The 21,507-nt window shown below is 71.3% G+C and carries 16 protein-coding genes; 7 read left to right on the top strand and 9 right to left on the bottom strand.

Annotation, left to right across the window (positions count from 1 at the left end; all coding sequences use genetic code 11):
• Window positions 1–27: 27 nt before the first annotated feature.
• The 6 genes from araA to AB0G52_RS31300 form a co-directional block, all read right to left on the bottom strand.
• On the bottom strand, window positions 28–1,545 hold the full coding sequence (gene araA, locus AB0G52_RS31325; protein WP_132890886.1) for an L-arabinose isomerase: 1,518 nt from the start codon (window positions 1,543–1,545) through the stop codon (window positions 28–30).
• A gap of 71 nt (window positions 1,546–1,616) precedes the next feature.
• Entirely contained in the window at window positions 1,617–3,299 is a 1,683-nt protein-coding gene (araB, locus tag AB0G52_RS31320; protein WP_132890885.1) for a ribulokinase, read from the bottom strand.
• 111 nt (window positions 3,300–3,410) lie between these two features.
• Window positions 3,411–4,430 carry an ABC transporter permease gene (locus AB0G52_RS31315; RefSeq protein ID WP_132890884.1) on the bottom strand — a complete coding sequence of 340 codons (1,020 nt, stop codon included), beginning with the start codon at window positions 4,428–4,430 and terminating at the stop codon, window positions 3,411–3,413.
• The gene (locus AB0G52_RS31310) at window positions 4,427–6,022 is read right to left on the bottom strand and encodes a sugar ABC transporter ATP-binding protein (protein ID WP_361340907.1); all 1,596 of its coding nucleotides are present in this window, start codon (window positions 6,020–6,022) and stop codon (window positions 4,427–4,429) included. The genes AB0G52_RS31315 and AB0G52_RS31310 overlap by 4 nt, the downstream gene beginning before the upstream one ends.
• Window positions 6,023–6,024: 2 nt before the next feature.
• Entirely contained in the window at window positions 6,025–7,182 is a 1,158-nt protein-coding gene (locus AB0G52_RS31305; RefSeq protein WP_132890883.1) for a substrate-binding domain-containing protein, read from the bottom strand.
• A gap of 581 nt (window positions 7,183–7,763) precedes the next feature.
• Window positions 7,764–8,813, bottom strand: coding sequence for a LacI family DNA-binding transcriptional regulator (locus tag AB0G52_RS31300; RefSeq protein WP_361340904.1), 1,050 nt, complete (start codon window positions 8,811–8,813; stop codon window positions 7,764–7,766).
• Between the two features lie 556 nt (window positions 8,814–9,369).
• On the opposite strand from AB0G52_RS31300, the gene AB0G52_RS31295 reads away from it, so the two are divergent.
• Window positions 9,370–10,863 (top strand): arabinofuranosidase catalytic domain-containing protein, encoded by a 1,494-nt coding sequence (locus AB0G52_RS31295; RefSeq protein ID WP_361340901.1) that lies wholly within the window; start codon window positions 9,370–9,372, stop codon window positions 10,861–10,863.
• A gap of 90 nt (window positions 10,864–10,953) precedes the next feature.
• A complete protein-coding gene (locus tag AB0G52_RS31290) occupies window positions 10,954–13,572 on the top strand; it encodes an alpha-L-arabinofuranosidase C-terminal domain-containing protein (RefSeq protein ID WP_361340898.1) in 2,619 nt (872 codons plus the stop codon).
• A 40-nt stretch (window positions 13,573–13,612) separates the two neighbouring features.
• Here AB0G52_RS31290 and AB0G52_RS31285 read toward each other — a convergent pair whose 3' ends face one another.
• The gene (locus AB0G52_RS31285) at window positions 13,613–14,050 is read right to left on the bottom strand and encodes a VOC family protein (RefSeq protein WP_132890881.1); all 438 of its coding nucleotides are present in this window, start codon (window positions 14,048–14,050) and stop codon (window positions 13,613–13,615) included.
• 263 nt (window positions 14,051–14,313) lie between these two features.
• Between AB0G52_RS31285 and AB0G52_RS31280 the strand changes: the two genes are divergently transcribed.
• Window positions 14,314–14,493, top strand: coding sequence for a hypothetical protein (locus tag AB0G52_RS31280; protein ID WP_361340895.1), 180 nt, complete (start codon window positions 14,314–14,316; stop codon window positions 14,491–14,493).
• A 76-nt stretch (window positions 14,494–14,569) separates the two neighbouring features.
• Here the strand turns inward: AB0G52_RS31280 and AB0G52_RS31275 are convergent, their stop codons facing one another.
• A complete protein-coding gene (locus AB0G52_RS31275) occupies window positions 14,570–15,364 on the bottom strand; it encodes a GntR family transcriptional regulator (protein ID WP_132890880.1) in 795 nt (264 codons plus the stop codon).
• 200 nt (window positions 15,365–15,564) lie between these two features.
• Between AB0G52_RS31275 and AB0G52_RS31270 the strand changes: the two genes are divergently transcribed.
• The 3 genes from AB0G52_RS31270 (at window position 15,565) to AB0G52_RS31260 (ending at window position 18,896) form a co-directional block, all read left to right on the top strand.
• Entirely contained in the window at window positions 15,565–16,737 is a 1,173-nt protein-coding gene (locus AB0G52_RS31270) for an SIS domain-containing protein (protein WP_361340891.1), read from the top strand.
• Window positions 16,738–16,770: 33 nt separating this feature from the next.
• On the top strand, window positions 16,771–17,775 hold the full coding sequence (locus tag AB0G52_RS31265; protein WP_361340888.1) for a BadF/BadG/BcrA/BcrD ATPase family protein: 1,005 nt from the start codon (window positions 16,771–16,773) through the stop codon (window positions 17,773–17,775).
• 272 nt (window positions 17,776–18,047) lie between these two features.
• Entirely contained in the window at window positions 18,048–18,896 is an 849-nt protein-coding gene (locus AB0G52_RS31260; RefSeq protein WP_361340885.1) for a class II fructose-bisphosphate aldolase, read from the top strand.
• A gap of 18 nt (window positions 18,897–18,914) precedes the next feature.
• Here the strand turns inward: AB0G52_RS31260 and AB0G52_RS31255 are convergent, their stop codons facing one another.
• Window positions 18,915–20,150 (bottom strand): Gfo/Idh/MocA family oxidoreductase, encoded by a 1,236-nt coding sequence (locus AB0G52_RS31255; RefSeq protein WP_361340882.1) that lies wholly within the window; start codon window positions 20,148–20,150, stop codon window positions 18,915–18,917.
• Between the two features lie 472 nt (window positions 20,151–20,622).
• On the opposite strand from AB0G52_RS31255, the gene AB0G52_RS31250 reads away from it, so the two are divergent.
• Window positions 20,623–21,438, top strand: a complete 816-nt coding sequence (locus AB0G52_RS31250) for an endo alpha-1,4 polygalactosaminidase (protein WP_132890875.1) — start codon at window positions 20,623–20,625, stop codon at window positions 21,436–21,438.
• The last annotated feature ends 69 nt before the right edge of the window (window positions 21,439–21,507 follow it).

The raw sequence follows: 21,507 nt of genomic DNA, 5'->3' as shown, positions 1-21,507 counted from the left end.
GTCCTTCTCCTTCGAGCCGGTGCCGCGTCACAGGGACTGGGCGAGTCGGTGGTAGGCGGCGTTCCAGCGGATCTCCTTGGCGAGTTGCTCCACCGTGGTGTCCTCGCCGATGGTCAGCAGTTCGACGCCGGTCATGGCGGCGTAGTCGGTCAGGGTCTCGATGTCGACGGCCGAGCTGAGCACGGTGTGGTGCGGGGCGCCGGCGAGCAGCCAGCTCTCGGCCGATTCCGCGAGCGAGGGGCGTGGCTTCCACACGGCCCGGGCGACGGGCAGTTGGGGTACGGGCTCGGTGAGGGGCACGACGTCCACCTCGTTGGCGGTCAGCCGGAAGCGGTCTCCCAGGTCGGAGAGGCCGACGACGACGGCGGGTCCCTCGGCCGCGTCGAAGACGAGACGGACGGGGTCCTCGCGGCCGCCGATGGACAGCGGGTGGATCTCGCAGCGGGGGCGGTCGGCCGCGACGGAGGGGCAGACCTCCAGCATGTGGGCGCCGAGGATGCGCGGGGTGCCGGGGCCGAGGTGGTAGGTGTAGTCCTCCATGAAGGTGCTGCCGCCGGGCTGCCCCTGGCCCATCACCTTCATCACGCGGAGCAGGGCGGAGGTCTTCCAGTCGCCTTCGCCGCCGAAGCCGTAGCCGTCGGCCATCAGGCGCTGCACGGCGAGTCCGGGCAGCTGGCGCAGGCCGCCGAGGTCCTCGAAGTTGGTGGTGAAGGCCGTGAAGCCGCCCTCGGTGAGGAAGGTGCGCAGGCCGATCTCCTGGCGGGCGGCGTAGAGCAGGGAGTCATGGCGGATGTTGCCGGGCCGCAGGGCCGGGACCACGTCGTACGACTCGATGTACTCGGCGGCGAGGTCGGCGGCCGCCTTGTCGTCGACGGCGTCCACGGCGGCCACCAGGTCGTTCACGCCGTAGGTGTTCACGGAGAAGCCGAACCGCAGCTGGGCCTCGACCTTGTCGCCCTCGGTGACGGCGACGTCGCGCATGTTGTCGCCGAAGCGGGCCAGGCGCAGGGTGCGGGCGGCGTGCCGGCCGGCGGCGGCGCGGGCCCACGCGGCGACGCGGGCGACGACCCTCGGGTCGGTGGCGTGTCCTGCGACGATCTTGCGTTCGATACCGAGCCGGGACTCGATGTGGGCGAACTCGCGGTCGCCGTGGGCGGCCTGGTTGAGGTTCATGAAGTTCATGTCGATGCTCGACCAGGGCAGCGACAGGTTGTACTGGGTGTGCAGGTGCAGCACGGGCCGGTCCAGCGCACTCAGGCCGGCGATCCACATCTTGGCCGGGGAGAAGGTGTGCATCCAGACGATCACGCCCACGCAGTGGTCGGAGGCGGTGGCCTCCTGGCACAGCCTGCGGATCGACTCGGCGTCGGTGAGGACCGGCTTCCACACGATCCGCAGCCGGATCGGGTCGGCCGCGTCGAGTCTCCCGGCGATCGTCCGGGACTGGTGGGCGACCTGGTCCAGCACTTCCTCGCCGTACAGGGCCTGGCTGCCGGTGAGAAACCAGATCTCCTGGCCGGCGGACGGCTTTTCGGGGGCGGTCATGACGGTTCCCTTCGGTGGAGCGGGGCGTGGGCGGGTCGGTGGAGCGGAGTGCGGGCGGGCGCAGGGGGCGCTCAGCCGGACGCCTCGGCGCGGATGCGGCGCAGGCGGTGCATGACGTCGTTGCCGCCGCGCCCGAAGTGGTCGTGCAGCAGCCGGTACTCCTCGTAGAGGCGGTCGTAGGCCGCGGCGCGCTCCGGGTCCGGCCGGTACACGCCCCGGTCGGCCTTGCCCATGGACCGGGCGGCGGCCTTGATGTCGGGGTACGCCCCGGCCGCCACCGCGGCGTGCATCGCCGCGCCGAGGGCGGGACCCTGGGTGGAGGCGATGACGCCGAGCGGGCGGCGGGTGACGTCCGCGTAGATCTGCATCAGCAGCGCGTTCTTCGTCAGTCCGCCGGCGACGACGAGTTCCCCGACCGGGACCCCGGAGGTCTCGAAGGCGTCGATGATGGTGCGGGTGCCGAACGCCGTCGCCTCCAGCAGCGCGCGGTAGACGTCCTCCGGCCGGGTCGAGAGGGTCAGTCCCACGACCGCGCCGCTCAGATCGTGATCGACGAGCACGGAGCGGTTGCCGCTGTGCCAGTCCAGCGCGATCAGGCCGTGCTCGCCCACCCGTTGTCCGGCCGCGAGCGCCGTCAGGTGCTCGTGCGGGTCCCGGCCCAGCGCGGCCGCCTCTTCGGCGTAGTCGGCGGGCAGGCCGGTGCGCGCGAACCAGCCGAAGATGTCTCCGACACCGCTCTGTCCGGCCTCGTAGCCCCACAGGCCGGGCAGGATGCCGCCGTCGACGACCCCGCACATGCCGGGGACCGTGCCGTGCTGGTCGGAGCTCATCACATGGCAGGTGGAGGTGCCCATGATGGCCACCATCTGGCCGGGCTCCACGGCTCCCGCCGCGGGTGCCGTGACATGTGCGTCGACGTTGCCCACGCAGACCGCGATGCCCTCCGGCAGCCCCGTCCAGGCCGCCGCCTCGGCGGTCAGGTGCCCGGCGACGGCGCCCAGCGCACCGATCGGCTGGTCGAGTTTTCCGGTGACGAAGTCCGCGAAGCCCGGGTTCAGGGCGGCGAGGTACTCCCGGGACGGGTAGGCGCCGTCCTGGTACTGGCCCTTGTACCCCGCCGTGCAGGCGTTGCGGACGTACGTCCCGCACAGCCGCCAGACGATCCAGTCCGCCGCCTCCAGCCAGCGCTCGGTGCGGTGGTAGATCTCCGGGTCCTCCTCCAGGACCTGCAGCGCCTTGGCGAACTCCCACTCGGAGGAGATCTTCCCGCCGTACCGCGCCAGCCACGGCTCCTTGCGCTCGGCGGCCAGCGCGTTGATCCGGTCGGCCTGGCCCTGGGCGGCGTGGTGCTTCCACAGCTTGACGTAGGCGTGCGGGCGGCCCGTGTACGCGGGCAGTTCGCACAGCGGGGTGCCGTCGGCGAGCGCCGGCAGCACCGTGCAGGCGGTAAAGTCCGTGCCGATGCCGATCACCTGCTCGGACCGCACACCGGCGGCCGCGAGCGCCCCGGGTACCGCGTGCCGCAGCACGTCGACGTAGTCCGACGGCACCTGCAGGGCCCAGTCCGGTGGCAGCCGGGTGCCGTCCGGCAGCTCCCGGTCCAGGACCGCGTGCCGGTACGCGTGTTCGGCCGTGCCCAGTTCCGCGCCGTCCCGGACGCGGACCACCACGGCCCGTCCCGACAGTGTCCCGAAGTCCACGCCCACGACGCAGGGTTCGGGGTTCCCCGCGGTCTCGTCCCCGGCGTTCACCATCAGCCTCCTCCACACAGCGGTATTCGATATGTCGACCGACGTTCGGTCATGTGCCGACGCCGACCGGGCTTCGTGCGCCCCGGTCCGCGGAGCCGAGCGGGTGCCAGGGCCCTAGGCGCGGCTTCTGCCGAAGTATCGGGCGCGGGCCCGGTCGAGCAGGATGGCGACGCCGAGGACCGCGCCCTGTACGACCTGCTGGTCGTAGGGGCTGACCTTGAGTGCGAGCAGGCCGTTGGTGATGAACTCCAGCAGGATCGCGCCGGCCGCGATGCCGGCGATGCGGCCCTCACCGCCGGACAGCGACATCCCGCCGACCACCGCGGCGGCGATCGCGGTCAGTTCCCAGCCGGCGCCGACCGACGGGTCGGCCACGTTCATGCGGCCGATCACCAGGACGCCGACCACACCGGCGAGCACCGCGCTGGCGATGTAGGTGGAGGTGATCCGGCGGGCGGTCGGGATGCCGGCGAGCCGGGCGGCCTCCTTGTTGCCGCCGACCGCGTAGATCTGCCGGCCCACGTAGGTGCGTTCCAGCACGAACCAGGCGACGGCGGCCGCGCCGACGAAGAACAGCGCGGGGACCGGGATCTCGCCGATGTAGTACTGGCTCAGGTTGCTGAACATCGGGTCGAGGTTGTTGATGGGCGAGCCACTGGTGATCGCGAGCGCGGTGCCCTGGGCGACCGTGTAGGTGACCAGGGTGATCACGAAGGGCGGCACGTTGAGACGGGTGACCATGATCCCGTGCCAGAGACCGACCGCGCCGCAGATCACCAGGGTGAACAGGATGGCGAGGGGCGCGGGCATGCCCTCGTTGACGTTGAACCAGGCGGCCAGGATGCCCGCCAGGCCGGCCAGCGCGCCCACCGACAGGTCGATGCCGCCGGTCAGGATGACCAGTGACTCGCCGATCGCCAGGATGCCGACCTGGGACAGGTCGCGGCCCATCACCTGGAGGTTGCCCACGGCGGTGTAGGTGTCGGCGTTGGCGGCGATCCCGGCGAACACCAGCACACAGGCGATGATGACGCCGGCCTCCGGGGAGGCGGCGAGCTTGCGGGCGAGCTGGGACACGGCCGGGCGCTGCTTCGGCGCGGCCTCCTCGGGGGCGAGCGTGCTCTGCGCGCTCATGCTGTGGCTCCGTTCGTGAGGTGTTCCTGGTCGGTCGTTTCCCGAGTGGCCTCGTGCGGCCCGTTCGGCGTTGTTCCGGCCGCGGCCGTCATGATCCGTTCCTTGGTGGCGTCGGCCCGGTCGATGACCGTGGCGACCCGTCCGTGGTTCATCACCGCGATGCGGTGGCAGATCCAGAGCAGTTCCTCCAGTTCGGAGGAGGCGACCACGACACCCATGCCTTCGTGGGCCGCACGGTCGATCAGCTGGTAGATCTCCGCCTTCGCGCCCACGTCCACGCCGCGGGTCGGCTCGTCGAGCAGCAGCAGGCGCGGCTCGGCGGCGAACGCCCGCCCGAAGATGGCGCGTTGCTGGTTGCCGCCGGACAGCGAGCCGATCGGCTGCTCCACCGACTGCATCCGCACGTTGACGTTCTCGGTGATCTTCCGGGCCTCGGCGCGTTCCCGGCCCGGTCCGAGCAGGCCCCGGCTGCTGATCCGCTTGAGCACCGAGACGACGACGTTGGAGCGGATCGACGCGAAGAGGACCAGGGACTGTTCCTTGCGGTCCTCGGGGATCAGCGCGATCCCGGCCGCCACCCCGTCGCCCGCGCCCTTCGGGTGGTACGACTGGCCGCCCAGCCGCATCCGGCCGCCCGTGGAGGGCTGCGCGCCGGCGATGGTGTGGACCAGGCGGCTGCGGCCCGAGCCCATCAGCCCGGCCACGCCCAGGATCTCGCCCTCGCGCACCTCCAGGTCGACCGGTCCGAGACCGTCCGCGGTCAGGCCCTCGACCTGCAGCAGGACCGGGCTGGTGGCCGGCGGTGCCTTCGGTTCGCCCTGCGCGACCTCGCCGCCGACCATGTCCCGGATCAGCCGTTCCTCGGTGGCCTCCGCGGGTTCGAGGTCGGCCACCAGCCGGCCGTTGCGCAGCACGAGGACACGGTCGCTGACCTCGCGGACCTCGTCGAGCCGGTGCCCGATGAACAGCACCGTACCGCCGCGTTCGGCCAGCTGCCGGGCCAGGCCCAGCACCATCTCGGCCTCGACCGGCCCGAGGGAGGAGGTCGGCTCGTCCAGGATCAGCAGCTTGGGCTCGCGGCCCCAGGCCTTGGCGATCTCGATCATCTGCCGGGTCGGCACCGGCAGGGTGCGGACCTCCCGGCCCACCGGGATCGTCTTCGCGGACAGGCCGATCTCCGCGAGCATCGCCTTCGCCTCGGCCCGCTGTGCGGCCCCGTCCACCAGGAACCGCCGCCTGGACGCGCGCGGGCGGCGTCCCAGCAGCAGGTTCTCCGCCACCGAGAGCTGTCCCACCAGCGGGAACTCCTGGGAGACCATGGCGATGCCGAGCTGACCGGCCGCCTCGGTCGACCCGGCGACGAGCGGCTCGCCGTCGATCAGGATCTCGCCGCCGTCCCGGTGGACCGATCCGGCCAGCGTGCCCATCAGCGTGGACTTCCCCGCGCCGTTCTCGCCGACCACGCCGACCACCTGACCGGCGTAGAGGTCGAGTTCGGGCAGATCCAGGACGCGCACGGGTCCGTAGGACTTGTGCACCCCCCGCAGCCGCGCGGTGACCGCGCGGCTCGGGGCGTTCTCCGGGGCCGTCATGCTCAGCCGATCCCGAGCTGCGACTCGAGGGACTGGTAGGCGCTCAGGTCGGACTTGGTGACCAGGCCGACGCCGGAGCTCAGGGTCGAACCGTCCTTCTCCAGGTAGGGCTTGACGAGTGCCATCGTCTTGTCCTTGCCGAGCACCTTCTCCGCGGCCAGGATGTACGCCCCGGTGTAGCCCTGCTGGTACGGCATCTGGACGACGGTGCCGGAGATCACGCCGGACTGGATGAACTTCAGCGTCTGGGCGTCGGAGTCGTCCGAGACGATGTGCACCGAGGCCGTCTTGCCCGCCGAGGTCACCGCCTGCGCCAGTGCGGGGCCGTCGTAGGAGTAGACGCCGTACAGGCCGTTGACGTCGGGGTTGTTGGCGAGGATGGTCTCGGCGTCCGAGGTCGCCGTGCTGGCCTGGAGGTTGTCGTTCACCTTCTGGGCGACGGTGATCTGGGTGCCCTTGAGCGCGTCCTCGAAGCCCTGGATGCGCTGGGTGGCGTTGGACGCGGTGAGCGAGCCGACCAGGATGGCGACCTTGCCCTTGCCGCCCAGCACCTGCTTCATCGCGGTGCCCGCCTGGAAGCCGGCGGTGTAGTTCGGGGTGCCCAGGTAGAGCGAGGCGGCGTCGGTGCCGGGCAGCGGCGAGTCGATGGCGAGGACGCTGATGCCCTTCTGGACGTCGGTGTGGATGGTCCCCGCGGCCGAGGTCGGGTCGATCGCCGAGATCGAGTAGCCGGTGACGCCCTGCGAACGCAGGGTCTCCAGCTCGGAGTTCTGCTCGGTCAGCTTGCCGTTGGGCGGGGCGAAGTACGTGCACTTGCTCTTCGCGATGCCGAGGTCGGAGCAGCCCTTGAGGAAGCCGACCTGGCCGGCCTTCCAGTAGTCGGCGGCCACGTTCACGACCATCGCGATGTCGACCTTGGACAGGTCCTTGCCGGCCAGCGCGGACTTCAGCGCCGCGTCGAGCTTGGCGAGGTTGGTCTGGTTGAAGGTGACCGAACCGGCCAGCTTGACCGGGGCCGCGCCGGCGCTCGCGGAGCTCGACGAGCCGCCCGAGCCGGTGGAGGTGGAGCTCCCCGAGTTCTTGGAGCAGCCCGCGGCGGCGAGCGAGATGATCACAGCGGTCGCGACGACCGCGGTGCGGGAGGTTCTGCTACGGATCATGGTTGATCAGTGCCCTTCTGGACGTGACGGGGTGACGGGACTGGGTGATGTGGCGGGGTGACGAGACGTGGGTGACGAGACGGGTGGAGGTCGGACGGGCCGGCGGTTCGCCGGTTGTGCGGGCTCGTGCGGTGTCCTGCCTGTCCGGGCCGGTCGGGTCGGCCCGGAGGAGTCCGTGGTCGGGAGCCGAGATGGTGCCTCGGGTGTGGGCGGTGGCCGCACCGGTCGGCGGGCATGCCGCTGCCCGTTCGGCAGCCGGACGGTGTGGCCGTCCCTCGGGAGCGGTGCGTGGTGGTGGGTGCCGTGGTGGTCGGCGGTGGCCGGTCGGGCCGGGCGCGGTGCGGGGGTTCGGGCGCGGAGCCCGGGGGCCTGACGGTCATTCAGGACGCGTGGCCGGCCGATCGGGGCGGTGGGCCGGGGCGCAGCTGTCGTGACCGGTGGCCGTCACGGCCGGTCGCGCACGGCCGGTGCACGGCTCCGCTCACCGCGCGTCGCTCACAACGGGCCCCGATCACCCGGGAGTCGGCGCCGTGGCGGTGGTCACGGCCTGATCCTTCGTGGTCACGCTGCCGGTGCGGCTGTCATCTCGGACTCCCTTTCCGGTGGTGGGCGCGGGTCGCCGAGGTCCGCACCACGAGACTGGGCGGTATGACGATGTGGGGTGTCTCGCCGGACGCCGGGATCCCCACGTCCGGGTCGCCGACGATCTCGATCAGCGCCCGCAGGGCACGCCGGCCGAGCTCGTCGAAGTCCTGGCGGACGGTGGTCAGTGCCGGGCCGAAGTACTCGGCCTCCGGCATGTCGTCGAACCCGACGACGCTGATGTCCTCGGGCACCCGGTGCCCGGTCTGCTGCAGGGCCCGCAGCAGGCCGAGTGCCAGGTGGTCGTTGGCACAGAACACGGCCGTGACCTCGGGGTCGGCGGCGATCCTGAGGCCGTGCTCATATCCGGTACGGGCCGTCCAGTCGGCACCGGCCAGCGGTGCGGGCACGGGAGCCCCCCGCTTCTCCAGGGTGCCGCGCCAGCCGGCCTCGCGTTCCTGCGCGTCGAGCCAGGAGCGCGGCCCGACCAGGTGGTGCACCGTGCGATGACCGAGGTCGAGCAGGTAGGAGGTGGCGAGCTCGGCACCCGCCTCGTTGTCCACGGCGACCGAGGCCAGTGCCGTGTGGGTGCCGCAGCCGACGGCGACCAGGGGGACGTCCGCCGGCACGCTCGACAGGGCCTGCACCGCCGCGGTCTGCGGTGCGATGACGACGATCCCCTCCACGCCCTGGTCCCGCAGCCGGTCGACGGCGTCCAGCACCGAACGCCGGTCGAGGGTGCCGACGGCCGCCACGATGACGAAGTACTCGTGCTGTCTGGCGGCCTGTTCGATGCCGTAGAGCATGCAGGCCGGGCCGTACAGCGTGGTGTTGAAGCTGATCACTCCCAGGGTGCGGGTGCGGCGGGTCGCCAGGGTGCGGGCGGCGGCGTTGGGTCGGTAGCCGAGCTCGCGGACGGCGGCGAGCACCCGCTCCCGGGTGGCGGGCCGCACGTTCGGGTGGTCGTTGAGGACCCGTGAGACGGTCTGTTGCGAGACGCCCGCGATGCGGGCGACGTCCGTCATCACAGGTGCGCGATCGCCGTCCATGCTCCCCCCTCCTCACGCGCCGTCAGGTGTCGGATCGGGCTGCTTCTCCGGTGGGAGCGGCGGGCCGTGCCGAATTGTTAGCGCACACAATCTGAGGGGGTCAAGGCTGTTGCGGCCCTGGGCTCCGGCGGTCCCCCGGCCGCCCACGATGCCTTGAATCCGGTTCTGAACTGGCATTACGCACTCCGTGCGTGGCCTCCGCGGGCAGGACGACACACCTGGGTAAACAGACTGCACAGCTTTTGTTTCCGCACTCTTGACTGTTCGGCGGTGTTGACCGCGTATTCATCCCCCCGTAAAAAGACGGAGTCGCGAGACCGGTCGTCCACTCGCCGAGCACGCGAGAACGACATCGGCACGAGTCTCAGTTCCCGGCCTGATCAACCCGTTTGACCTGCTGATACGTAGTCAGCAACGCAGCCCGGACCGGAGCGGCGGACAGTCCCGCCACCTCCACGGCCATCGCCCGTCCCCATGGCTCGGACGCATGACCGCATCCGAGGGGCCGAAATTGTTAGCGCACTCAAGACGGAAGAGGTGCACCGTGCAAGGTCGAGTGACAGGCCGGCGCCTGAGAGAGCTCCTGCCGGCGATGGGCGCGGTCCTCACCCTGGTCGGGGGCATCCTGGCCGGGGTCGTCGGCTTCGCGGGCACGGCCCAGGCCGCGTCGTCCCTGCCCTGCGACATCTACGCCGCCGCGGGGACACCGTGCGCCGCGGCGCACAGCACCACGCGGGCGCTCTACGGCTCGTACAGCGGCTCCCTCTACCAGGTCAAGCGAGCCTCGGACGGTGCGACCACCGACATCGGCGTCCTCAGCACCGGCGGTTACGCCAACGCGGCGGCACAGGACTCCTTCTGCTCCGGCACGACCTGCGTCATCACCAAGATCTACGACCAGAGTCCGCACCACAACGACCTGACCGTCGAGGGGCCGGGCGGCAACGGCGGGCAGGACGTCGGCGCGATCGCCGACGCCCTGCCGGTCACGGTCGGCGGTCACGCGGCGTACGGCGTCTTCGTGTCCGCGGGCGTCGGCTACCGCGACAACAGCACCACGGGCATCGCCACCGGCAGCTCCCCGGAGGGTGCGTACATGGTCACCAGCGGCCACCACGTCAACAACCGGTGCTGCTTCGACTACGGCAACGCCGAGACGTCCACGAACGACACCGGCAACGGCCACATGGACGCCATCAACTTCGGCACGGAATGCTGGTTCTCCCCCTGTTCCGGCTCGGGCCCGTGGGTCCAGGCCGACCTGGAGAACGGCCTGTTCGCCGGCGCCAACGGCTCCGACACCGGCAACAAGGGAAACTCCAGCGAGTACGTCACCGCGCTGGAGAAGAACAACGGCACGACGACCTACGCGATCAAGGGCGGCAACGCCCGATCGGGTTCACTGACCACCTGGTACAGCGGAGCCCTGCCCGACATCGGCGGGTACACCCCGATGTCCAAGGAGGGCGCCATCGTCCTGGGCACCGGCGGTGACGACAGCAACGGGTCCGACGGCTCCTTCTTCGAGGGCGTCATGACCTCCGGCTACCCCACCGACGCCGCCGACAACGCCGTCCAGGCGAACATCGTGTCCGTCGGCTACACCACCCCGACCGCCGCCTTCCCGGTCGCCGGCACCGCCTACCGGCTGACCAACACCAACTCCGGCAAGGTCCTGGACGCGGTGAACTGCGGTACGGCGAACGGGACCGCCATCGACCTCTGGGCCCCGCTCGGCAACACCTGCCAGCAGTGGCGGTTCACGAGCGCGGGCAACGGCCACTACACCGTCACCAACGTCAACAGCGGCACCGTCCTGGACGACAAGAACTGCGGGCAGAGCAACGGCACGGCCGTCCAGTTGTGGGCCTCGCTGGGCAACACCTGCCAGCAGTGGGACGTCACCAGGGTCGGCAGCCACTACACGCTCACCAACGTCAACACCGGTATGACGCTGGACGTGGCCAACTGCGGCACGGCCAACGGCACCGCGGTCCGCCAGTGGCAGCAGCTCGACAACACCTGCCAGCAGTGGAACATCGCCCCCTGAACCGACCCCCGACGCGCCGACGGCCCGCCGCCCGCCCCGGCGGCGGACCGTCGGCCTGCTCCCCACCTTTTTGAGCAAAGGAACCCCCGCATGTCCTCAGCAGCCGGACCGTCCCGCAGAGCCGTCCTGACCGCCCTCGGCGCGGCCTCCCTGGCCGGACCCTTCGTGGCCGCCGCACCCGCCGCCGCCTCCGGGCGCCCCGGTGGGACAGCCGCGGCCGCCGCCGCGCAACTCCCCGCCGCGGCCGCGCACTGGAGCTTCGACGAGGGCTCCGGCACTTCGGCCGCCGACTCCTCGGGCAACGGGCACCCCGTGACCCTCCAGGGTGCGGCCGGCTGGGACACCGGCAAGGTCGGCGCCCACAGCCTGAGCCTCACGGCGGGCGGCAACGCCACCGCTTCCGGACCGGCACTGGACACCTCCAAGGCGTTCTCGGTGGCCGCCTGGGTCAACCTCGCCCAGCTGGGCGGCTACCAGACCGCGGTCAGCATCGACGGCAGGTCCGTCAGCGCCTTCTACCTGGGGCTGCGCGACGACACCGGGACCTTCGCGTTCGCCCGGCTGCCCTCGGACGCCACCCAGGCCGCCGCCGTCGCCGCCGCCGCCTCGGCGCCCGCCACCGGCACCTGGACCCACCTGGCCGGGGTCAGCGACCCCACGGCGGGTGTCACCCGCCTGTATGTCGACGGCGTGCTCGAAGGGGAGACCGCCTACACCGCGGGCTGGGCCGGCACCGGCGACACCGCCGTCGGCCGCGCGCTCTACGGCGGCGGGCACGTCGACCAGTGGCACGGTCTCATCGACGACGTGTGGCTGTTCCCGGCCGCCCTCACCTCCGACCAGGTCGCTACGCTGGCCGGGGTACCGGTGGAGACCACGACACCGCTGCTGAGCGTGGACGTGGCCCACCCCGCGCACGCCGTGTCCCCCATCCTTCCCGGCCTGATGTTCGAGGACATCAACCACTCCGGCGAGGGCGGCATCTACGCCGAACTGGTCCAGAACCGCTCGATGATGGCCAGCGACAGCGCACCCGTGCACTGGTCCGCGGTCGGCGGCACGACCCTCGCGCTCGACACCGAAACGCCCCTCAACGACGCCCTCAGGCGGTCCCTCAAGGTCGTACTGCCCGCAGGCACCGGCGCCGGGAACCGGGCCGGGGTGGCCAACGACGGGTTCTGGGGCATACCCGTACGGCCCCGTACCACCTACACCGCCCGTCTGTTCGCCAAGGCGTCGCGCCGTGTCGGCCCGCTGACCGTGGCGATCGAGTCGGCGGACGGCGCGACGGTGTACGCCTCCGCCCACGTACCCCACATCGGTACCGCGTTCCGCGACCGCCCCTTCGAGCTGACCCTGCGCACCGGGTCACGCACCCCGGTGGTGGGAGACGCGAGGCTCACCGTCACCACGGCCGACCCCGCCGCCGCGGGCGAGACCCTGTGGCTCCAGCACGTCTCCCTCTTCCCGCCCACCTACCGCGACCGCCCGAACGGCCTGCGCGTGGACCTGATGGAGAAGCTGGTCGCGCTGAAGCCGAAGTTCCTGCGCTTCCCCGGCGGCAACTTCCTCGAGGGCAACACCATCGCGACACGGTTCGACTGGAAGAACACGATCGGCCCGGTCTGGGAGCGCCCCGGCCACATGGACGACGCCTGGGGGTACTGGTCCACCGACGGACTCGGACTCCTCGAATACCTGGAGTGGGTCGAGGACATGCGGGCGCAGCCCGTTCTCGCCGTCTTCGCCGGGTTCACCCTGAAGGGCGACCACGTCACCGGCGACGCGCTCGCCCCGTTCGTCCAGGACGCGCTCGACGAGATCGAGTACGTCACCGGCCCCGTCACCAGCACCTGGGGCGCGAGACGAGCCGCCGACGGGCATCCGAAGCCGTTCCCGCTGGAGTACGTGGAGATCGGCAACGAGGACTTCTTCGACTCCTCCGGGTCCTACGACGCGCGGTTCACGGCCTTCCACGACGCGATCAAGGCGAAGTACCCGCACCTGAAGCTGATCGCCACGACGACCGTGACCAGCCGCACCCCGGACCTGATCGACGAGCACTACTATCTCGCGCCGTCCGCCGCGCAGGCCGCCACCCACAAGTACGACAACCGGGACCGCGGTTCGACGAAGGTCTTCGTCGGCGAGTGGGCCGCGCAGGAGGGGCGCCCCACCCCCGACCTGAACGCCGCGCTGGGCGACGCCGCCTGGCTGGCCGGCCTGATCCGCAACTCGGACCAGGTGCTGATGGAGTGCTACGCGCCCCTCTTCTCCAACGTCAACAACAACGTGTGGGCGACCAACCTGATCGCCTACGACAACCTCACCAGCTACGTCTCCCCCAGCTACTGGGCGCAGCAGATGCTGACGAGCAACCTGGGCCGCACGGTCCTCCCGGCCACCGCCCGCGCGCTGCCCGGCCTCGCCACCGTGGCCACCCGCTCCGGGGACCGCCTCTACCTCGCGGTCGTCAACTGCGGGACGGAGCAGGCGAGCGTGCCGATCGAACTGAAGGGACTGCCGAAGGGGGTCAGGCGGAAGGCCACCGCCACCGTCCTGACGGGCCCGTCGCCCACCGCCACCAACACCCTGACCGAACCCACCGCGCTCGTCCCCAGGAAGACGACCGTCACCGGGGCGGCGGCGTCGTTCACCAGCACCTTGCCGCCGCTCTCCGTCACCGTCCTGGAACTCACCCTGAGCTGACACCCGCCCACGGCCTGGGCCAGGGCCTCGGCCGTGGGTCTCAGTTCTTCTTCAGCTCCTGCGCGAGCATCACGAGGATGCCGCTGGGGCCGCGGACGTACGTGAGCTTGTAGACGTCCTCGTAGGTCGCCACCCCGCGCAGGGGACGGCATCCGTGCCGTGCGGCGATCTCGAGGGCCGCGTCGATGTCGTCCACGGAGAAGGCGACGCGATGCATGCCGATGTCGTGGGGACGAGTGGGATCCGACTCGATCGCTTCGGGGTGGATGTACTCGAACAGCTCGATGCGACCGTGGCCGTCCGGCGTCCGGAGCATGGCGATCCTGGCGTGATTGCCGTCCAGGCCGACGGCGGTGTCGGCCCACTCACCGCTGACCGTGTCGCGGCCGACGACCGTGAGGCCGAGGTCGGTGAAGAAGGAGATCGCTGCTTCGAGATCGCGAACGGCGATGCCCACGTTCTCAAGTCGGATGGCCATGCGCCGCATGCTACCGAGACCAGTCGCCGCGGCGTGGGAACAGCCCAGTGCGCCGGCCAAGTTGACGGTCGGCGGGCCGGCCACCTCGCCCACCAGATCCTGCGTGTCAGCGCCGCGCTGCAGGTTCCCGGCTCCGCCCCGCAGGAGCCCCCGAGCCGCCCGGACCGACGCACCGCTGGACGGGCAGGTCAACGCCGGTATCCGGGCCAAGGGCGAGGGTGTCGCGGCCCAGGGCGCGTCGTGCCCGGCTGCTGGAGCTCGCGGTGCACACGGACGACCTGGCCCTCAGCGTGGGCCTGGCCGCCCCGGAGCTCCCCCAGGAGGTCTTCGACCCGGTGGTCGCGCCGTTGGTCCGGCTCGCCGCCCGGCGGCACGGCCAGGCCGCGCTGCTGAGGGCTTTCACCCGGGTGGAGCGGGCCCCCGCGACGGTCAACGCGATCTGACGGCGCGCGGAGGCCGGCCCCGGCCGGGCCCGTCGGGTTGCCTCGGCCGACCGAAGCGGTCAGCCCCGGGCCGCACTCACCCCGTGATGGACGCCCGGAAGTGGTACCGGTCGCCGCGGTAGGCGGCAGCGGTGAGTTCGAGGGGCTGTCCGTTCTGGTTGAAGGCGAGCTGGGTGGCGACGAGCACCGGAGTCGAGTCGGTGATTTCGAGCAGTCGCCGTTCCTCCGCCGTCGGGTGGCGGGCCTCCACGGAGTAGTCGGCGACCTTGGGCAGTTGGGGCGGGTCGGCGCGGCGGAGTGTGGCGAAGAGCGTGTGCGTGGTGAAGTCCGTCTCGGCGAGCTCCGGGCACAGTGCGAGCGGCAGCCGGTTGTGCTCCAGCACCACGACGATGTCGTCCAGGTAGCGCAGTCGGCGCATCTCGAAGAGCGCGGCTCCCGGCCCGACCCTCAGCTGTTCGGACTCCTGAACCGTGGCGGGACGGACCCCGCTCTCCAGGACCGAGTCGCGGAGCCGCAGTCCCTGTTGTTCGGCGTAGTCGGCGAAGCCCTGTACCGACTGGGCCGCCGCCCGGCCCGGTGAGGGCGGGGGCGGTGCGGGGGCGACGCGTCCGTAGCCCTCGGCGAGGAACCAGCCGCGGGCCGGCGCGGACTCGATGACGTGGCGCTCCGCGAGCTCGTTCAGGGCGGAGCGAAGGGTGACGCGCGAGACGCCGTAGCGGGTGGCCAGTGCCCGCTCCGAGGGCAGTCGGTCTCCCGGGCGGGCGCCTTTCTCCGCGATGTCGGCCAGCAGGCGTGCGGCGACCTGGGAGTACAGCGGCAGGGCGTCTCCGCTCAACAGCCCTTGGGGAAGACCACGGTCCGAAGAAGGCATACCAGAGGTATACCAGTTTCGTGCAGACCAGTTCAATACCAATAACAGACCATTGACGGCCATTTCCGAGACCAGTACCGTTCCAGTCACGCCGGCACCCCGTCATGTCATCGATACCGAGGTTGCAGCGTCGTCGATCACGTCCCTGACGTCCCGCGCGACCACGACCGTGCATGCCGAACCCCTGACAAGGAGTACGCGTGAAGACCACCGCCCAGGACCCGGTACCTCAGGACAGCGGGGCCGACCACACCAGCGCCGAGATCATCCAGCAGCCCGACGTGTGGCGTGAGGTCGGGGCGATCGTCGCCGCCGGACGCGCGTCCCTGGACGCCTTCCTGGCACCCCTGCTCGCCGACGAGGACCTGCGGATCGTCCTCACGGGAGCCGGTACCTCGGCCTTCGCCGGAGAAGTCGTCCGGGCCGCGGTCGCTCGCGCCACCGGCCGCCGGACCGATTCCGTCTCCACCACCGACATCGTCGCCGACCCCTGTGCGTCCTTCCCCGACGACGTCCCCACGCTGCTGGTCTCGTTCGCCCGGTCCGGCGACAGCCCCGAGAGTGTCGCGGCGACCCGGCTGGCGGACCAGGTCCTGGCACACGTGCACCACCTCGTCATCACCTGCAACAGCGCCGGCCGGCTGGCACGCCTGCACCGCGAGAGCCCCTCCTCACACGTCCTGCTCATGCCCGCCGCGTCGAACGACCAGGGCTTCGCCATGACGTCGAGCTTCACCAGCATGCTCCTGGCGTCCCTGCTCGCCCTGGGCGCGCTCACCACGGACGCCGTCGAGGCCCCGGCAGCGGCTGCCGAGCACATCACGACGGGCGGACTCGGCGGGCGGATCGAGGAGTTGCTGGCCCGCGAACCAGAACGGCTGGTGTACCTCGGCAGCAGCAGCGCGCTCAAGGGGCTGGCCCGGGAATCCGCCCTGAAGCTGCTGGAGCTGACCGGAGGCGCGCTCGTGGCGTCCTCCGAGTCCTCACTCGGCTTCCGTCACGGCCCCAAGTCCGTCCTGAACGACCGCACAGCCGTCGTCGTCTACGTGTCGAACGACCCCTACACACGCCGCTACGACCTCGACATCCTCGCCGAACTGCGCGCGGGACTGCCGCAGGGCAACGTCGTCGCCGTCTCCGCGTCGCGGGACGGGCTCCCCGGCGACGACACCTGGCTGCTCCCCGGGCTCACCGGCGCCGACGACACCGTGCTCGCCCTTCCCGCGGTGCTGTGTGCCCAGCTGGTCGCGCTGCGCGCGTCCCTGCGCCGGGGCATCCGGCCCGACAACCCGTTCCCCTCCGGAGAGGTGAACCGCGTGGTGCAGGGCGTGACCGTGCATCCGTTCCCCCAGCGGGGCGACGACGTCGCCTGACAGCGTGCCGACCGAGCCGAGCGGAGAACAAGGATGTTTCTGGGTGTGGACGGCGGAGGCACCAAGACCGCCTTCTGCCTCATCGACCGTGCGGGCGCGATCAGGGCCCGGGCCGTCGCGGGGGGTGCCTACTACTTCGGGGACAACGGGACGGGAGGCGTGGAGCACGTCACGCAGGTTCTGCGCGAGGGAATCCGGGCGGTGACGGAGGGCGCGGGCAGCTCGCCCGCGGACATCTCCCACGCGTTCCTGGGCCTGCCCGGGTACGGGGAGGTCCCCGGGGACGTCGCCGCGCTGGACGCCGTCCCCGGCGAGGTGCTGGGACACCGCCGCTACGCGTGCGGCAACGACATGATCTGCGGCTGGGCCGGTTCGCTCGGCGCGGTGGACGGCATCAACGTCATCAGCGGCACCGGATCGATGGCCTACGGCGAGCGGCAGGGCCGCGGTGTGCGCACCGGGGGCTGGAGCGAACTGTTCAGCGACGAGGGATCGGCGTACTGGATCGCCGCCCGCGCGCTGAACGTGTTCTCCCGGATGAGTGACGGCCGGCTGCCGGAGGGCCCGCTCGCGGAACTCCTGCGCCGCCATCTCCGTCTGACCACCGACCTCGAGGTCATCGACGTGGTACTCAACCGGTGGCAGGGACACCGCAGCGAGATCGCCGCGCTGAGTCCCCTCGTGGTCGAGGCGGCCGGGGCGGGCGACGCGCAGGCCGCTGCCGTCCTGGCCGAAGCCGGACGGGAACTGGCCCTGCTGGTGGACAGTGCGCGACGCCGGCTGGGCTTCGCCGCGGCCGAACCCGTCCCGGTGTCCTATTCGGGCGGCGTCTTCCGCTCGGCCGCCGTGCTCGACGCGTTCACCACCCGACTCCGCGGCAGCACCGCCCGCTACGAACTGCGCCGCCCCCTGTTCGAGCCCGTGGTCGGCGCGGCCCTCTACGCGGCGAAGCTCGCCGGAACCCCTCTGGACACCGCGGCGACCGCCGCCCTGCGCTCCTCCTCGGAGTTCACCACCACGGAGAACCACCATGCGTGACCCACGACACCGGATCCTGGACGCGGGGCTCCTGGTGCTGTTCCGGGACGTCCGGGGAGCGTTCTCCGATCAGCCCGCCGAAAGGCACGGCTGTCCCAACGTCCACCGGACGCTGCCGGCGACCCGGGGGCCGTCGGCAGCGCCGCCAGGCCCGTGGACCCCGCTCTCCGCTGGTTCGGATCTCGCCCGCCGCACAGGGCCGGCCTGATCCGAACCTCCGCACACGGACATCGCAGGTTCAGACACCCCCCCCCCGCGCGAGGAGCACACACATGCCTCTGGTCCCCACCGGCGAGTTGGTCGCGCACGCCGCGACCGAGCGCCGTAGCGTCACCGCTTTCAACGTCATCACCCTGGAGCATGCCGAGGGCATCATCACAGGCGCCGAGGCGGCCGAACGGCCCGTGATCCTGCAGATCAGCGAGAACGCCGTGCGGTATCACAGGGGCCAGCTCCTCCCGCTCGCTCTGGCGACGGCCTCGATGGCCCGGTCCAGTACGGTCGAGGTCGCGCTGCACCTCGACCACGTGACCGACGTGGAGCTGCTGCACCAGGCGGCCGACTGCGGTTTCTCCTCCGTGATGTTCGACGCCGGGGCCCTGCCCTACGCAGAGAACGTCTCCGCCACCGCCGCGGCGGCGCGGTGGGCTCACGACGCGGGGCTCTGGCTGGAAGCCGAACTGGGGCATGTGGGAGGCAAGCCGGACTCCCCCGCGAACGCGCACACCGCCGGCGTGCGCACCGATCCGGCGGAAGCCGTCGACTATGTGGTGCGTACCGGCGTGGACGCCCTGGCGGTCGCGGTGGGCAGCAGGCACGCCATGACCGAACGGTCGGCGACGCTGGACCACGCACTCATCGAACGGCTCCGGGAAGCGGTTCCGGTGCCCCTGGTGCTGCACGGCTCCTCCGGAGTTCCCGACAGCGAACTCCGTTGCGCCGTCCGAGCCGGCATCGTGAAGATCAACATCGGGACGGCGCTCAACATGTCCCTGACGCGGGTCGTACGCGACACCCTGGACTCGCTGCCTGCGCTGACCGACCCGCGCAAGTACCTGGGCCCCGCACGCGACGCCGTTGCGAGCACCGTACACAGCATGCTCACCGTGCTGGCTCACTGACCGTCACCTGTCAGCGGCTCACTCGATCCGGGACGCCGGGCCGCGCGAGCCGGGCTGGTGGCGCGCGAAGTAGTCGGCGAGGTGCGGGGCGAGGGCGGCGACATCGACCGGCGTGCCCCCCGAGCGCAGGGACGTGGTGGCCGCGATGCCGGTCGCGACGGCTTCGCGGGCGGCGACGGGCGACGTCTCGGTCGCACCGCCGTGCGCGACGAAACGCAGGAACTCGTCGACGAGGGCCTGGTCAGCGCCTCCGTGCAGGCCGCCGGCCGCCTCGGTGGGCGGCAGCGTCAGATCGGCCTCGGCGCGGTAGCCGGAACGGCGCCGGTTCCACACCTTGATCAACGGGGCGTCGCCCTCGACGCCGTCCCCGAGGTTCTCGATGCGGCCCTCGTCGCCGATGACGGTGTAGTTGCGCCAGTAGTCGGGCGTGAAGTGGCATTGCTGGTAGCTGGTGAGCACTCCGTTGTCGAGGCGGGTCAGGACCATGCTGAGGTCCTCCACGTCGATGACGGGGTTGAGATCGCGCAGCGCCGACGGCGGCCAGACGCCTGCGTCGAACCAGTCCTGCACCCGCTCCGAGCTCTGGGGCCGGGTACGGCGGTGCGGGACGGCCCCGTAGACGGACAGATCGCCCAGCGCGGTCACCGTGCGGGCGTAGCCGCCCGCGAGCCAGTGGATCACGTCCAGGTCGTGCGCGCCCTTCTGCAGCAGAAGGCCCGTGGTCCGGGCCCGTTCGGCATGCCAGTCCTTGAAGTAGTAGTCGCCGCCGTGACCGACGAAATGCCGGCACCACACCGCCCGCACGGTTCCGATCGCCCCTTCGTCGACGAGCCCGCGCATGGTGCGCAGGACCGGCAGATGGCGGAGGTTGTGCCCGACGTACAGCCGGGTGCCGGTGCGGGCCGCGGCGGCCAGGACCCGGTCGCAGTCGTCGAGGTCGACGGCCAGCGGCTTCTCGACGAACACGGCGACACCGGCTTCGAGGAAGTACAGGGCAGGGGCCGTGTGGAGGTCGTCCGGGGTGAGGACGAAGACGGCGTCCAGGTCGTCCGTGAGCATGTCCTCGTAACGGTCGTGGATCCGGACGTCCGCCCCGAAGAGCGTCCGGGCGTCGGTCCTGCCGCGCTCGGAGGGATCCGCGCAGGAGACCACGCGGGCCGAGCCGGGCCGCTCGGCCAGGACGGCCAGCCCGGCTCGCTGGCCCGTGCCTACGACACCGACACGCAGTTCCTGCGCGGCCGGCTGGTCGGTCATGGAGCATCCCTTCGTCGCGAACAGGCAGACGTGGCGGACGCCTGGACGCCCTGGGCCCGTCGGAGGGTCGGCCGCGGTGCGCGGTGGTGGAGGGGCAGAGATGCGGCACGCCACCCGGGCCGACAGCGGTGCCCCGGTGCGACCGTCACACCGACGACCCTAGATGCTTGAAGGTGCTCAATCAACGCTTGCATCAAGCAGTTTCGAGCATCCATCTCTGTGCCCGGTCGCCGCCGTCAGCGGTTGCACCCGGCCGGGCGAGCGCCCAACTCACTCAGCGGAAGCGGGACTTCGCCACCGTTGACATCCTTGAACGCGATCGCTTTACTCTCGGACTACACCGGAGCCACGCTCCGCGTTCAGAGGCACGCCCAGCCGGTATGCAGGCCCCGCGCCGCAAGCCCGGCCCGAGTCGCCAGGACACCTGACGCGTCCGAGGCGGGGACGTGCCCGCTGCCCCTGGAGCTCACACATGAGCCACCTGAACACCACCTCTGCCAAAGTGACCGGCACCATCATCGGCGCGGCCGCGCTGACCGGCGCCCTGTTCGTCGCGGCACCCTCGACGCAGGCGGCGGCCGTGTCCCTGCCGCCCACGCACGCGGGCTTCGACTACCAGATCGGAGGCGCCTACACGCCGCCCTCCGGCGTCAAGGTCGTCACCCGTGACCACACCGCCTCCCCGGCGGCGGGCCTGTACAACATCTGCTACGTCAACGCCTTCCAGGCGCAGCCGGGCGCGGAGGGCGAGTGGGCGGCGGACCTGCTGCTCCGCGACTCCGCGGGCAAAGTCGTCTACGACGAGGACTGGGGCGAGGCCCTCCTCGACGTCAGCACGGCCGCCAAGCGCCAGCGGATCGCCGACCAGATCGGATCCCAGATCGACGGCTGCCGGGACAAGGGCTTCCAAGCCGTCGAGCCCGACAACTACGACAGCTACAGCCGCTCCGGAAACCGTCTGACGGCGAACAACGCGCAGGCGTTCATCAAGCTGCTCTCCGCCCGCGCCCACGCGGACGGCCTGGCCATCGCCCAGAAGAACACCCCCGAGCTGGCCGGCAACCGCACCGCCAACGGCCTCGACTTCGCCGTGGCCGAGGAATGCGGCCAGTACGACGAGTGCGGCGACTACACCAGCGCCTTCGGCAACAACGTGATCGTGATCGAGTACACCAACTCCGGCAGGTCGAAGGCGTGCAAGGGATGGGGCGGCACGCTGAGCATCGTCCAGCGCGACGTGGAGGTCTCGCCGGCCGGCAGCAGCGGGTACGTCCGCAAGACCTGCTAGGGCACCTCCCGCACTGATCGCGACCCCAGGCTCGCCCGAAACGCGTGTCGGCCTGTGACGGCTCACCGA

The organism is Streptomyces sp. NPDC021562 (assembly GCF_040640875.1).
GTDB lineage: Bacteria > Actinomycetota > Actinomycetes > Streptomycetales > Streptomycetaceae > Streptomyces.
This window is presented reverse-complemented; position numbering and strand designations above follow the sequence as displayed.